Origin of the sequence: Burkholderia sp. Z1 (genome assembly GCF_014893795.1) — a bacterium.
GTDB lineage: Bacteria > Pseudomonadota > Gammaproteobacteria > Burkholderiales > Burkholderiaceae > Burkholderia > Burkholderia theae.
The window spans coordinates 143,187-157,176 of the sequence record NZ_JACFYL010000001.1; the positions used below are offsets into that span (position 1 = coordinate 143,187).

The 13,990-nt window shown below is 69.0% G+C and carries 12 protein-coding genes; 9 read left to right on the forward strand and 3 right to left on the reverse strand.

Annotation, left to right across the window (positions count from 1 at the left end):
- Nucleotides 1–7: 7 nt before the first annotated feature.
- Nucleotides 8–373: a zinc ribbon domain-containing protein gene (locus H3H55_RS00625; protein ID WP_193097405.1), complete on the forward strand. Its 366-nt coding sequence runs from the start codon at nt 8–10 to the stop codon at nt 371–373.
- A gap of 80 nt (nt 374–453) precedes the next feature.
- Here the strand turns inward: H3H55_RS00625 and H3H55_RS00630 are convergent, their stop codons facing one another.
- Nucleotides 454–1,332 carry an AraC family transcriptional regulator gene (locus H3H55_RS00630; protein ID WP_193097406.1) on the reverse strand — a complete coding sequence of 293 codons (879 nt, stop codon included), beginning with the start codon at nt 1,330–1,332 and terminating at the stop codon, nt 454–456.
- Nucleotides 1,333–1,608: 276 nt separating this feature from the next.
- Here H3H55_RS00630 and H3H55_RS00635 point away from each other — a divergent pair, with 276 nt between their 5' ends.
- The 4 genes from H3H55_RS00635 (at nt 1,609) to eutC (ending at nt 6,948) form a co-directional block, all read left to right on the forward strand.
- The gene (locus tag H3H55_RS00635) at nt 1,609–3,072 is read left to right on the forward strand and encodes a mechanosensitive ion channel (RefSeq protein WP_193097407.1); all 1,464 of its coding nucleotides are present in this window, start codon (nt 1,609–1,611) and stop codon (nt 3,070–3,072) included.
- A 186-nt stretch (nt 3,073–3,258) separates the two neighbouring features.
- Nucleotides 3,259–4,671, forward strand: coding sequence for an ethanolamine permease (eat, locus tag H3H55_RS00640; RefSeq protein ID WP_048247867.1), 1,413 nt, complete (start codon nt 3,259–3,261; stop codon nt 4,669–4,671).
- A 91-nt stretch (nt 4,672–4,762) separates the two neighbouring features.
- Entirely contained in the window at nt 4,763–6,160 is a 1,398-nt protein-coding gene (locus tag H3H55_RS00645) for an ethanolamine ammonia-lyase subunit EutB (RefSeq protein ID WP_193097408.1), read from the forward strand.
- Nucleotides 6,157–6,948 carry an ethanolamine ammonia-lyase subunit EutC gene (gene eutC / locus H3H55_RS00650; RefSeq protein ID WP_193097409.1) on the forward strand — a complete coding sequence of 264 codons (792 nt, stop codon included), beginning with the start codon at nt 6,157–6,159 and terminating at the stop codon, nt 6,946–6,948. The genes H3H55_RS00645 and eutC overlap by 4 nt, the downstream gene beginning before the upstream one ends.
- A 10-nt stretch (nt 6,949–6,958) precedes the next feature.
- Here the strand turns inward: eutC and H3H55_RS00655 are convergent, their stop codons facing one another.
- Nucleotides 6,959–7,843 carry a LysR family transcriptional regulator gene (locus H3H55_RS00655; protein ID WP_048247861.1) on the reverse strand — a complete coding sequence of 295 codons (885 nt, stop codon included), beginning with the start codon at nt 7,841–7,843 and terminating at the stop codon, nt 6,959–6,961.
- A gap of 150 nt (nt 7,844–7,993) precedes the next feature.
- Between H3H55_RS00655 and H3H55_RS00660 the strand changes: the two genes are divergently transcribed.
- Nucleotides 7,994–9,607 carry an MFS transporter gene (locus tag H3H55_RS00660; protein ID WP_193097410.1) on the forward strand — a complete coding sequence of 538 codons (1,614 nt, stop codon included), beginning with the start codon at nt 7,994–7,996 and terminating at the stop codon, nt 9,605–9,607.
- A gap of 111 nt (nt 9,608–9,718) precedes the next feature.
- Here H3H55_RS00660 and H3H55_RS00665 read toward each other — a convergent pair whose 3' ends face one another.
- Complete coding sequence (locus H3H55_RS00665) at nt 9,719–10,147, reverse strand: pyridoxamine 5'-phosphate oxidase family protein (protein WP_129513394.1); 429 nt, start codon at nt 10,145–10,147, stop codon at nt 9,719–9,721.
- Between the two features lie 336 nt (nt 10,148–10,483).
- Between H3H55_RS00665 and H3H55_RS00670 the strand changes: the two genes are divergently transcribed.
- The 3 genes from H3H55_RS00670 (at nt 10,484) to H3H55_RS00680 (ending at nt 13,965) form a co-directional block, all read left to right on the forward strand.
- On the forward strand, nt 10,484–12,010 hold the full coding sequence (locus H3H55_RS00670) for an aldehyde dehydrogenase family protein (RefSeq protein WP_193097411.1): 1,527 nt from the start codon (nt 10,484–10,486) through the stop codon (nt 12,008–12,010).
- 168 nt (nt 12,011–12,178) lie between these two features.
- Nucleotides 12,179–12,730 carry a hypothetical protein gene (locus H3H55_RS00675; protein WP_193097412.1) on the forward strand — a complete coding sequence of 184 codons (552 nt, stop codon included), beginning with the start codon at nt 12,179–12,181 and terminating at the stop codon, nt 12,728–12,730.
- 200 nt (nt 12,731–12,930) lie between these two features.
- The gene (locus H3H55_RS00680; protein WP_193097413.1) at nt 12,931–13,965 is read left to right on the forward strand and encodes a helix-turn-helix domain-containing protein; all 1,035 of its coding nucleotides are present in this window, start codon (nt 12,931–12,933) and stop codon (nt 13,963–13,965) included.
- The last annotated feature ends 25 nt before the right edge of the window (nt 13,966–13,990 follow it).

Consider the following 13,990-nt stretch of genomic DNA (forward strand, 5'->3'; position numbering starts at 1 on the left):
GCGGGCGATGAGCTTTCTGAAACGGATCCTGGGCGGCCACGGCGGTGGCCATGGCGGCGGGCAGGGCAGCAGCGGCCACGGTGGCGGGCATCATGGCGGGCAGCGCCGGGAAGGACACGGCGGCCACGAAGCGCGCGGCCGCGATCGCCACGGCTGGGGCTGGCAGGCGCCGGCCGACGGGCAGGGTGGCCAGGGCGGCAACGTGCCGCTGAGCCAGCTCGCCTGCGCGGGCTGCGGCGCACTCAACGCGGCGGATGCGCGTTTCTGCACGCAGTGCGGTGCGGCGCAACGCGGCAAGGCGTGCAGCCGCTGCCACGCGGCGCTGGCCACCGATGCGCGTTTCTGTCCGGGGTGCGGCACGCAGGCCGCCTGAGTGTGCAGGCCATTCGCGCCGGCCGCGCATGAATGCCGGCCGGCGCGATTCGTTTCAGGGCCGGCGCACCGGCCCTTCGATCAGCGCAGCGGCAGGTGGATCTCGGTGCGCAGGTCGGCCGGCGCGGCATCCATCGGCGTATTGAGGTAGAGCTCGAACGGCGGCGCGTCGGCGGCTTCGCGGCCCGAGTGGCGCAGCCAGTCGCCGTAGAGCCACTGGTAGGCGGTTTTCAGGTCCGCATACGGGCCCGTGTGCAGCAGCACCGCGTATTCGCCGCCCGACACCGTCACGCGTTCGACGGGCGGCACGGGCTCGACGTCCGGCGCACCGTCGGCCGGTGTGAAGCAGGCCTTCGCGCGCAGTTGCGCTTCCGGTGTCGTATCCGGATCGTCGTAGAAAATGCCGATCATCTTCGCGCCCGGGCCGATCAGCCCGTGTTGTCCGACCCACGCGCCAATCCGGCCGAACGCGTCGCCGACCTTCATGTACGCGCCGGTGTGCGCCACCGCGTAGCCGCGCAGTTCCGGCAGGCGCCGGATCTCGACTTCGTGCTTGAACATGTCTTCCTCTCCTCTCTGTAGCGGATAAATCGGCCGGTGGGCACCCGTGCGCCGGTGCTGGGCGGGCGGCACGCCGTAGGCGTCGCGAAACGCGCGGGCGAACGCATGCGTCGAACCGTAGCCCGCGCGCCGCGCGATTTCGTCGATCGGCCGGTCGGTGCAGACGAGATCCTCGGACGCGCGAACGATCCGCATCCGCCGCACCGTCAGCACGATCGACTCGCCGTACAGCGCGCGATAGACGCGCTGCCAGTGATACGGCGACAGGCACGCGACTTCGGCGAGCCGGTTCAGGTCGAGCGGGCCGTCGAGGTGCGCGCGGATGTAGTCGTGGACGCGCGCCACGCTTGCCGCATAGCGGATCCACGCGGGCGTCTCGGTTTTCGTTTCGACTGTCATCGGCGTGTCCGGGCAGGAACCGACGTCACGGTAGCACGGCCCGAATGGACAAATCTTGCGGAAATGCGTAGCGGCCGGCTAATCCGCCCCTTTTTATTTCATCGAAATGGGGTCTTGCCCCCCCGTGATCAACAACTAAAGTTAAAGACGGTGAAATCGGGTGAAGGCGTCATTTTTCTCGGGTACTTTGCTCAAGCGGCAACGCAGGTGTTTCGAAGTACGCAGGTAGTTCGTCGATGTTCAATCGCAACGCCACGTTTTTCGGGAGAACAAGAAATGGATGCTTCCAGCTTCATCACGTCGCTGCAGGCCACGCTAGGCGGATATCTGCCAAAGATCGCCGGCGCGATCGGCATCCTGGTGATCGGCTGGCTGATCGCGGTGGTCGTGCGGGCCGGCGCGCTGCGCCTGCTCAGCGCGCTGAAGGTCGATCAGCGGATCAACGAAAGCACCGGCCAGGGCGCGTATGTCGAGCGGATCATCGCCGGCGGCCTGTTCTGGCTCGTGCTGCTCGTCACCGCGGTGGGCATCTTCAACGTGCTCAACCTGTACGCGGTCTCCAATCCGTTCTCGCTGCTCGTCACGCATATCGTCAACTACCTGCCGAACCTGATCGGCGGCGCGGCGCTGACGCTGATCGCGTGGCTCATCGCGTCGCTGCTGCGCAGCCTCGCGAACCGCGCGCTGAAGGCGAGCAAGATCGACGACAAGCTGTCCGAAGGCGCGGGCATGCAGCCGATGAGCGGCTACCTCGGCGACGTGCTGTTCTGGCTCGTGATCCTGATGTTCCTGCCGGCGATCCTCGCGTCGTTCGCACTGTCGGGGCTGCTGTCGCCCGTGCAGGGGATGGTCGACAAGCTGCTCGCGATCGTGCCGAACCTGTTCGCGGCCGCGGTGATCGGCTTCGTCGGCTGGGTCGTCGCGCGCGTGCTGCGCGGCCTCGTGACGAACCTGCTCGTCGCGGCAGGCGCCGACCGCCTCACGCAGCGTCTCGACAGCCCGACGCCCGTGCGCGTATCGAGCCTGATCGGCACGATCGTCTACGTGTTCGTGTTCGTGCCGACGCTGATCTCCGCGCTCGACGCGCTGAAGATCGACGCGATCTCGGGTCCCGCGACCAACATGCTGAACCAGTTCCTCGGCGCGGTGCCGGACATCGTCGCGGCGATCGTGATCGTGCTCGTCACGTTCTACTTCGCACGCTTCGTCGCGTCGCTCGCGCAGAAGCTGCTGGAAGCCGCCGGTGCCGACGGGCTGCCGGCCGTGCTCGGCGTCGAGCGCGTGTTCTCGGGGATCCTGCAGCCGTCGGTGCTGGTGGCGCGGCTGATCGTGTTCTTCGCGATGCTGTTCGCGTCGGTCGAAGCCGCGAACCGGCTCGGTTTCTCGCAGGTGCGCGACGTCGTCACGCTGTTCATCGAATTCGGCGGCCACGTGCTGATGGGTGGCTTGATCCTCGTGATCGGCGTGTGGCTCGCGAGCCTCGCGCGCCGCGTGATCGAGCAGGCTGACCGTGAGCACAGCGTACTGTTCGCGCGCATCGCGCAATTCGCGATCCTCGGCCTCGTGTTCGCGATGGGGCTGCGCGCGATGGGCATCGCCAACGAGATCGTCCAGCTCGCGTTCGGCCTCGTGCTCGGCGCGATCGCGGTGGCCGTCGCGCTGTCGTTCGGCCTCGGCGGCCGCGAAGCGGCCGGCAAGCTGCTCGACCGCTGGTTCAACCAGCGCGGCGGCGGCCAGTAAGTGCCGGTGGTCCGGCCGCGTCGTGCGGCCGGACGGCCATGGCGACGATCGCGGCCGGCGTTTCCGTCAGCGAAACGTAACCCGCGATCTTTGCCGAATTTCGATAACACGTCGTTTAATGACTCTCTAGCATCGATTCTCAGTCGCGCACGCCGACAGGCCCGGCGCCTTTGAGGAGAAAGTCCGATGAAAGCAGAGTCGAATGGCCGGCCCGCCGCCGGCGCCAAGTCGTCCGGCCAGCCCGCGCTGCAGCAGACGCTCGGGACCTGGCAACTGTGGGGCATCGCGGTCGGTCTCGTGATTTCCGGCGAATACTTCGGCTGGAGCTATGGCTGGGCGAGCGCCGGTACGCTGGGCTTCGTCATTACCGCGCTGTTCGTCGCGGCGATGTACACGACCTTCATTTTCAGCTTCACCGAGCTGACGACGTCGATCCCGCACGCGGGCGGCCCGTTCGCGTATGCACGCCGCGCATTCGGCCCGACCGGCGGTTATCTCGCCGGCGCCGCGACGCTCGTCGAATTCGTGTTCGCGCCGCCCGCGATCGCGCTCGCGATCGGCGCGTACCTGCACGTGCAGTTCCCGGGCCTCGAGCCGAAGCATGCGGCGATGGGCGCGTATCTCGTGTTCATGGCGCTGAACATCGTCGGCGTACAGATCGCCGCGACCTTCGAGCTCGTCGTCACGCTGCTCGCGATCTTCGAGCTGCTGGTGTTCATGGGCGTCGTGTCGCCGGGCTTCGCGTGGAGCAACTTCATGAAGGGCGGCTGGTCGGGCGCCGATCATTTCAGCGTCGGCGCATTCCACGGGATGTTCGCGGCGATCCCGTTCGCGATCTGGTTCTTCCTCGCGATCGAGGGCGTCGCGATGGCCGCCGAGGAAGCGAAGAACCCGAAGCGCTCGATTCCGATCGCCTACGTGGCCGGGATCCTGACCCTCGTCGCGCTCGCGATCGGCGTGATGGTGTTCGCCGGCGGCGCGGGCGACTGGACCAAGCTCGCGAACATCAACGATCCGCTGCCGCAGGCGATGAAGTACATCGTCGGCGCGAACAGCGGCTGGATGCACATGCTGGTGTGGCTCGGGCTGTTCGGGCTCGTCGCGTCGTTCCACGGGATCATCCTCGGCTATTCGCGCCAGATCTTCGCGCTGGCCCGCGAAGGCTACCTGCCGGAGTGGCTCGGGAAGGTGCATCCGCGCTTCAAGACCCCGCATCGCGCGATCCTCGCGGGCGGCGTGATCGGCATCGCGGCGATCTACAGCGACGAGCTGATCCAGTTCGGCGGGCAGACGCTGACCGCGAATATCGTGACGATGTCGGTGTTCGGTGCGATCGTGATGTATATCGTCAGCATGGCGTCGCTGTTCAAGCTGCGCCGCTCGCAGCCGAACATGGCGCGGCCGTTCCGCGCGCCGCTGTACCCGATCTTCCCGGCATTCGCGATCGTTGCGGCGGTCATCTGTCTCGGTACGATGGTGTACTTCAACGGGCTGGTCGCGCTGGTGTTCCTCGGCTTCCTCGCGTTCGGCTACGCGTACTTCCTCGCGACCCGCTCGCAGCGCGAGAGTGCGCCGGGCGACGCGCTGCTGGAGGAGTGAGCAGGGTGAAGGTGAACGGCCGTTCCTGACGGCATCCGGCGCGCCCCGTCGAACGGGCGCGCCGTCGGCTTTTGGCAAGGAGACTCGCACGATGTCCTACACGGAGACGATCGGTCCGCGCACGTACCGCTTCGCGGACCTGAAGACGCTGCTCGCGAAGGCGAGCCCGCTGCGTTCCGGCGACCAGCTCGCCGGTGTCGCGGCGGCGAGCGAGGAGGAGCGCGTGGCCGCGAAGATCGCGCTCGCGGGCGTGCCGCTGAAGGCGTTCCTGAACGAAGCGGTGATTCCGTACGAAGACGATGAAGTCACGAGACTGATCGTCGACGATCACGACGCGCAGGCGTTCGCGGAAATCTCGCACCTGACGGTCGGCGATTTCCGCAACTGGCTGCTGTCGCCCGCGGCCGACGGCGCGGCGCTCGAACGGATCGCGCCGGGCCTCACGCCCGAGATGGTCGCGGCCGTGTCGAAGCTGATGCGCAACCAGGACCTGATCGCGGCCGCGCGCAAGCGCCGCGTGGTCACGCGCTTTCGCAACACGGTCGGGCTGGCCGGCCGGATGTCGGTGCGGCTGCAGCCGAATCACCCGACCGACGACGTGAAGGGCATCGCCGCGTCGATGCTCGACGGGTTGATGTACGGCTGCGGCGACGCGATGATCGGCATCAACCCGGCGACCGACAGCCTCGCGGCGATCGTGAAGCTGCTCGCGATGATCGACGGGTTTCGCGAACGCTACGGCGTGCCGACCCAGTCGTGCGTGCTCACGCACGTGACCAACACGATCGCGGCGATCGAGAAGGGCGCGCCGGTCGATCTCGTGTTCCAGTCGATCGCGGGCACCGAGAAGGCGAACGCGAGCTTCGGGATCTCGCTCGCGCTGCTCGGCGAGGCGCGCGAGGCCGCGTTGTCGCTCAAGCGCGGCACCGTCGGCAACAACCTGATGTACTTCGAAACCGGCCAGGGCAGCGCGTTGTCGGCGAACGCGCATCACGGCGTCGACCAGCAGACCTGCGAAGTGCGCGCATATGCGGTCGCACGCAAGTTCGAGCCGTTCCTCGTGAACACGGTGGTCGGCTTCATCGGCCCCGAATACCTGTACGACGGCAAGCAGATCATCCGTGCGGGGCTCGAGGATCACTTCTGCGGGAAGTTGCTCGGCGTGCCGATGGGTTGCGACATCTGCTACACGAACCACGCGGAAGCCGACCAGGACGACATGGATACGCTGCTGACGCTACTGGGCGCGGCCGGCATCAACTTCATCATGGGGATTCCGGGTGCGGACGACGTGATGCTGAACTACCAGAGCACGTCGTTCCACGACCAGCTCTACGTGCGCGAGGTGCTCGGCCTGCGCCGCGCGCCGGAGTTCGAGGAGTGGCTGGAGACGATGGAGATCGCCGACGCGCACGGCGCGCTGCGCGCCGCGACGTCGCGTGTGCCGCTGCTGGCGGGCGCGAACGACTGGATGGGGATTTCGGCATGAGCGACGCCGTCGAAAAGAACCCGTGGGCGCAGCTGAAGTCGTTCACGAACGCGCGGATCGCGCTCGGCCGCGCGGGCAACAGCCTGCCGACCGCGCCGCTGCTCGCGTTCAACCTGTCGCACGCGCAGGCGCGCGACGCCGTGCACCAGCCGCTCGACGCGGATGCGCTGCGGGCCGAACTCGACGCGGCCGGCTTCGCGACGCTCGGCGTGCAGAGTGCCGCGCCCGATCGCCAGCATTACCTGCGCCGGCCCGATCTCGGCCGCAAGCTGTCCGACGAAGGGCGCGCGCTGCTGACCGCTCACGGCGCGGCGCTCGATGATGCGCCGGACGTCGTGTTCGTGGTCGGCGACGGGCTGTCGGCGTTCGCGGCCGCGAAGCAGGCGCTGCCGCTGCTGCAGGCCGTGCGATCGAGGCTCGACACGGACGGCTGGCGGATCGGCCCGGTGGTGGTCGCGACGCAGGCGCGGGTCGCGCTCGGCGACGAGATCGGCGAACTGCTGCGCGCGAAGGTCGTCGCGATGCTGATCGGCGAACGGCCGGGGCTCAGCTCGCCCGATAGCCTCGGCGTGTACCTCACGTGGGCGCCGAAAGTCGGCTGCCACGATGCGCTGCGCAACTGCATTTCGAACGTGCGGCCCGAAGGGCTGCCGCACGCGGCCGCCGCGCACAAGCTGCATTACCTGATGACGCATGCGCGCCGGCTCCAGCTGACGGGCGTCGGGCTGAAGGACGACAGCGATGCGCTGCTGCCGCCGTCCGACACGGAGCGGATCGGGGCGGTGTGACGGCGCGCGGCTACTTGAACAGCCGCTCGCACAGAAAATCGACGAACACGCGCAGCTTCGGCGACAACTGTCGGCTCGACGGCCACACGATCGAGAATTGCCCCGGTGCGATCCGGTAGTCGTCGAGCACGGTGACGAGCGCGCCGTGTTCGAGCGCGTCGCGCGCGAGGAAGTCGGGCATGTAGCCGATGCCGAGCCCCGCGAGCACGGTGCCGCGCAGCGCTTCCATGTTGTTGCAGGTCATCGCGGTGCGCAGCTTCAGCGGCGTGCCGTCGGCGGCCGCGAGCGCCCAGTCCTGCAGCTTGCCGGTGGTCGGGAAGCAGTAGCGCACGCAATCGTGCGCTTCGAGATCGTGTGGGGTGCGCGGCGTGCCGGCCTGCGCGAGATACGCGGGCGTCGCGCACAGCACGAACGCGAACGGGCCGAGCCGCCGCGACATCAGGCGCGAATCCGACAGCGGGCCGCTGCGGATCACCGCATCGAAGCCGCCTTCGACGACGTCGACCATCCGGTCGTTGAAATCCAGATCGAGCTCGACGTCCGGGTAGCGCTGCCGGAATTCGGGCAGCACGGGCAGCAGGAAGCGGTAGCCGATCACCGGCAGGCTCACGCGCAGCTTGCCGCGCGGGCGCTGTGCCGATGCCGTCACGGTCGCTTCGGCATCGCGGAAATCCTCGAGGATCCGCTGGCAGCGTTCGTAGAAGTGCCGTCCTTCGTCGGTCAGCGTGACGCGCCGCGTCGTGCGGTTGAACAGGCGCACGCCGAGCGACAGCTCGAGTTTCGCGATCGTCTTGCCGACCGCCGACGCCGAGATGCCGAGCGCGCGGCCGGCCGCGACGAAGCTCAGCGCGTCGGCGGTGCGGACGAAGGCGACGATGCCGGTCAGGTTTTCCATCGAAGTGCGTGCGCCGATGCAGGTGGCTGGGTGAATTGCGGAATTTTAGTCCGTTATATGCGGAACTTCGCGTGGTTTTTCGCGGATTGAATCGGATTTATCTTCTGTCGCTCCAACGGCGCATCCGCGCCGGCTTTTCGAGGAGCGATGATGGATCACCCGTTTTCAGCCGCTTCAGCCGTGTCGGCGCGCCGGCGCACGTGGGTGCTGGCCGCCGTCTGCATGGCCGCCGTCGCGTTGCCGCTGTCGTTTTCGGGCGGCGCGGTCGCGACGCCGGCGATCGGCCGCGACCTGCACGGCGGCCCGGTCGCGATGAACTGGATCACCAACGCGTTCATGCTCGCGTTCGGCAGCTTCCTGATGGCGGCGGGCGCGCTGGCTGACCAGTTCGGCCGCAAGCGCGTGTTCGCGATCGGCGTCGGCGGTTTCACGCTGATGTCGGCCGCGCTCGCCTTCGCGCCGTCGATGCTCGCGGTCGACCTGCTGCGCGCCGCGCAAGGGCTCGCGGCGGCCGCGGCGCTCGCGGGCGGCACTGCGGCGCTCGCGCAGGAATTCGACGGCGCGGCGCGCACGCGTGCGTTCAGCCTGCTCGGCACGACCTTCGGCATCGGACTCGCGTTCGGGCCCGTGCTGGCCGGCGTCCTGATCGGGCATTACGGCTGGCGCGCGATCTTCGTGACGGGCGCGGTGGCCGGCGTGCTGTCGCTGGTGTTCGGGTTGCCGCGCATGCACGAGTCGCGCGATCCGCACGCGACCGGGCTCGACTGGCCCGGCACGGCCGCGTTCACCGCCGCGCTGACGCTGTTCACGTTCGGCGTGATCGAGGCGCCCGCGCGCGGCTGGTCGAGCCCGCTCGTGATCGCGCTGCTGGCCGGCGCGGCGCTCGGCGCGTGCGCGTTCGTGATGATCGAGACGCGCGTCGCGCGGCCGATGCTCGACCTGTCGCTGTTCCGCATCGCGCGCTTCGTCGGCGTGCAGGTGCTGCCGGTGTCGACCTGCTGCTGCTACATCGTGCTGCTCGTCGTGCTGCCGCTGCGCTTCATCGGCATCGACGGCTTCAGCGAAATCGACGCCGGCTGGCTGATGCTCGCGATCTCCGCGCCGATGCTGGTCGTGCCGCTCGTCGCGGCGACGCTCACGCGCTGGCTGTCGGCCGGCGTGATCTCGGGGCTCGGGCTGTTGGTCGCGGCGGCCGGGCTCGTGTGGCTCGGCATCGCGCTGCGCGGCGGCGCGGGGCCTGCGGCGATCGCGCCGATGCTCGCGATCGGCGTCGGGGCCGGCATGCCGTGGGGGCTGATGGACGGGCTGTCGGTGAGTGTCGTGCCGAAGGAGCGCGCGGGGATGGCGACGGGCATCTTCAGCACGACGCGCGTGGCCGGCGAGGGGATCGCGCTCGCGATCGTCGGCGCGGTGCTGGCCGCGCTCGCGCAGACGGGGCTGCGGCAGGCGGCCGGCGCCGCCGGCACGCCCGACGCGACGCTGCGTGCGGCCGCGCGGCTCGCGACCGGCGATCTTGCCGGCGCGGCGGCCGTGTTGCCGGGCGTCGGCCATGCGGTGCTGCTCGCGAGTTATACGCATGCGTTCGACCGGCTGCTGACCGGGCTGGCCGTCGTCACGGTGTTGTGCGCGGTGGTGGTGTTCGTGTTTCTCGGTGAACGGCCGGCGGCCGCCGAAACGGGCGACGACACGGACGGGCATGCGCATGCCGACGTGCCGGCACGCAGCCGGATCGAACCGGCCTGCGTGGAGACGCACGGGGGCTGAGCGGTTGCGTTATCGAGTCGTCGAGCAGCATGGCGCTTCGGCCATCGCAGCCGTCGCGCCGTCGTGTTTCATCGTGACCGGCATCCGCACGCCGACGCTGCGCTCATCGCATCACGCCAACACGAGCGGCGGCAGTGCCGCATCGGCACGCGCTTGCGCCCGCTCGACCGCGACCACCACATAGCGCTTCGCGTCGGGCCACAGATGCGCGCGGCTTCCCGCATCCTCGTCGATCGTCGCGCGCCCCTGCACGAGCCAGGTCGTCTGGCGCACGAAATCGACGAACAGCAGCGCGATGGCCGGATTCACCAGCAGGTTGCCGATCGTGTTGAACAGGTTGTTGCCCGCGAAGTCGGGCAGCACGAGCGTGCGGCGGTCGGGCAGGTCGACCAGCGGCGCGAACGAGCCGTCGGCGCGCGGCTGGCGGCCGCGGTACGAGCAATCGCTGTCGCCCGCCGCGTCGGCGGTCGCGACGATCAGGAACGCCTGCTCGCGGATGAACGCGACGGCGTCGTCGGTCAGGGGGCCGGGGTCGCTCATGGGGTCGATCGGCGCGAACGCCGTAGCGTGTGGTCAGGATGCGCGATTCGCACGCAAGCGACATGCCACGCGGCGCTGCCCGCCTGCCCGTGCCGCCCCGCACACCCACTGTGGAAGTTTCGAACACCGGCCACGCCGCTGCGCAGTCGCGGTGTTCAGAATCGGCACACTCGCCGTGCCGCGTGCGCGGCCACGGCACGGCGCGCACCCGGGCCGGCCGCGGTCGCGCTGCTTCCGTTTCGCTCCCGTCCTGATTGGCACGCATGTTGCGTAAACGAGTGCAGCGCGGTCCAACCGGCGCTGTACTCACACAAGCACGATGAACAGGAGACATGTATGAACCCGTTTGACCTGAAGCAACTGGGCCTCGACGTCGAATACCCGTACCGTCAGCAGTACGACAACTACATCGGCGGCAAGTGGGTGGCGCCGGTGAAGGGCGAGTATTTCGAGAACGTGTCGCCGATCAACGGCCAGCCGTTCTGCCGCGTGCCGCGCTCGGGTGCCGACGATATCGAGCTGGCGCTCGACGCCGCGCATGCCGCGCGCCGCAAGTGGGGCAAGACGTCCGTGGCCGAGCGCGCGAACCTGCTGCTCGCCGCCGCCGAGCGGATGGAAAAGAACCTGAAGCTGCTCGCCGTGGCCGAGACGATCGACAACGGCAAGCCGCTGCGCGAGACGATGGCGGCCGACCTGCCGCTCGCGATCGATCACTTCCGCTATTTCGCGGGCTGCATTCGCGCGCAGGAAGGCGGCATTTCCGAAATCGACGACAACACCGTCGCGTATCACTTCCACGAGCCGCTCGGCGTCGTGGGCCAGATCATCCCGTGGAACTTCCCGCTGCTGATGGCCGCGTGGAAGCTCGCGCCGGCGCTCGCGGCCGGCTGCTGCGTCGTGATGAAGCCGGCCGAGCAGACGCCCGCGTCGGTGCTCGTGCTGATGGAACTGATCGGCGACCTGTTCCCGGCCGGCACGATCAACATCGTGAACGGCTTCGGCAAGGAAGCGGGCGAAGCGCTCGCGACCAGCAAGCGGATCGCGAAGATCGCGTTCACGGGTTCGACGCCGGTCGGCAAGCACATCCTGCGCGCGGCGGCCGACAGCCTGATCCCGTCGACGGTCGAGCTGGGCGGCAAGAGCCCGAACATCTTCTTCGCCGACGTGCTCGACCAGGACGACGCATTCCTCGACAAGGCGCTCGAAGGGCTCGCGATGTTCGCGCTGAACCAGGGCGAAGTGTGCACGTGCCCGTCGCGCATCCTGATCCAGGAATCGATCTACGAACGCTTCATCGAGAAGGCCGTCGCGCGCGTCGAGCGCATCAAGTCCGGCCACCCGCTCGACCTGCAGACGATGATCGGCGCGCAGGCGTCGCAGCAGCAGCTCGACAAGATCCTGTCGTACATCGACATCGGCCGCGGCGAAGGCGCGCAATGCCTGACGGGCGGCGAGCGCACGGCGCCGGCCGCCGAACTCGGCACGGGCTACTACGTGAAGCCGACGATGCTGCTCGGCAACAACAAGATGCGCGTGTTCCAGGAAGAGATCTTCGGGCCGGTCGCGTCGGTGATGACGTTCAAGGACGAGCAGGACGCGATCGAACTCGCGAACGACACGTTCTACGGGCTCGGCGCGGGCGTGTGGACGCGCAACGGCACGCGTGCGTACCGGATGGGCCGCGAGGTCGAGGCCGGCCGCGTGTGGACCAACTGCTACCACCTGTACCCCGCGCACGCGGCGTTCGGCGGCTACAAGCAGTCGGGGATCGGCCGCGAGACGCACAAGATGGCGCTGTCGAACTATCAGCAGACGAAGTGCCTGCTGGTCAGCTATCAGGCCGAGGCGCTCGGGTTCTTCTGATCGCCGATGCGGTGGCGAGGTGCCGGTCATCCGGCACTTCGCCCTGTTCGATTTCGACATCCGGCAGCCGGCGTCGGCCGCGTAGCGTTGCGGCCCGCGCTGGAAACGATACCGGCCGTCGCGGGTTCGCGGCGGCATGGTGTGCGGACGCGCGTGACGGAAACCAGCATGTCAGAACTGCCCCGATCCTTTGCGCGCCACCCCGTATTCCACGCGGGCGAACTCGACGCGCAGCAGCGTTTCGGCGTCGCCGACGAAGCCGAGCGGATGAGCGACGTGGTGACGACGCGCGTGAGCATCGGCGTGTGGCAATTCGTCGAATCGCAGCCGTTCATGTTCATCGGCACCGCGTGCGGCGCTCGCGCAAGCGTCACCTGCGACATCGTGCATAGCCTGCGCGACGCGCACGGCGAGCTGTTGCCCGTGGTCCGCGTGATCGACACGAAGACGCTGCGGTTCGCGTTGCCCGCGCAGGGTGGCGCTGGCCGGATCGACGCGGCAGCGTGCGACGGCAGCGGTGTCGGGTTGCTGTTCGTCGATTTCATGCGTGGCATCCGCTACCGGATCAACGGCCGCGCCACGCTGCGTGCCGATCTGCCGGAGGCCGACGCGGCACCCTGGCCGGCCGGCAGCGCGATCGTCGAGCTGGCGGTCGCACAGGCGTACGGCAACTGCGGCACGCGGGTCGTGCGGCTACGGCCGGCAGCCGGTAGTCGATAGTCTCGGTAACAAGCGGCGACGCGCATGCGCGGTCGTCGCGCGGATCGCACCGGCGGCGTGCGCCGCGCGCCGCGTCCGGGTGCGCCCGTATGGCGCGCACCGGCCGGGCAGCGTGGAATGACGGGCTGGTTGCCGGGCCGCGCGGTTCGGCACGGGACTTGCGTGACAAACGCGGTTCCGGGCAGGTGAGGGAGGACACGATGGATCAATACGTGGCGTATATCGAAGAACCGACCGCCGAAGACACGCGGCGCAACGCGCAGGGCGACGATGGGCTGGCCGGGCAGGCCGTCGTCAGCGTCGCGCACGATGCGGACGAGCAGGCGCGCAACCTGATCGGCTGGCGGCAGACCTACGACCAGCTCGCGGCCGGCCGCTTCGTCGGCACGCTGACCGAGCTGCCGCTCGACACGATGAAGCTGTTTCGTGAATCGACGAGCCACCTGCTGCGCCAGGCATGCGAGGTGCGCGGCGATGCGTACTGGTTTGGCATCCCGCTCGTGTGCGACGGCACGGCGCGCGTCGATGCGTGCCGCATCGGGCCCGGCGCGCTCGCGTTCCGGCCCGGCAACGTCGAATTCGAACTGGTGACGCCCGCGCAGTTTTCGATCTACGGCGTCGTCGTGCGTGGCGACGTGCTGCGTCGTTATGCGGAGGAGGTCGAGCACCGCGCGCTCGACGAGCAGCTGTTCACGCAGCGCGTGATGCAGGTCGGCGATGCGCGGCTCGCGCGCCTGTGCGCGTTGCTCGGCCGCCGGCTCGACGGCGCGGTGGCCGTGGCCGGCCCGCTGCCCGATGCGCAGCGCGATGAGCTGCAGGCCGAGGTGCTCACCGCGCTGTTCGATGCGTGCGCGCAACCGGGCGACGATGGCGCGGGCCGCACGCCGTCGACGCGCCGCTGGATCGTCGAGCAGGCGCGCGACTACGTGCTCGCGCACCGCACGCGCCCGGTCGGCGTGCCCGAGCTGTGCGAGCAGTTGCACGTGAGCCGGCGCACGCTGCAGTACTGCTTCCAGGACGTGCTCGGGATGGCGCCCGCGACCTATTTGCGCACGCTGCGGCTGAACGGCGCGCGGCGCGACCTGTGCGGCCGCGCGGCCGGCTCGGTGCAGGACGTCGCGGAGGCGTGGGGCTTCTGGCATCTGAGCCAGTTCGCGACCGATTATCGGCGGCTGTTCGGCAAGCGGCCGTCTGAGACGCTGCGCGACCGCGCGGTGATGGTCGCGGCGGGGTGACGACGGCGGCGCCTTCGGCCTACCG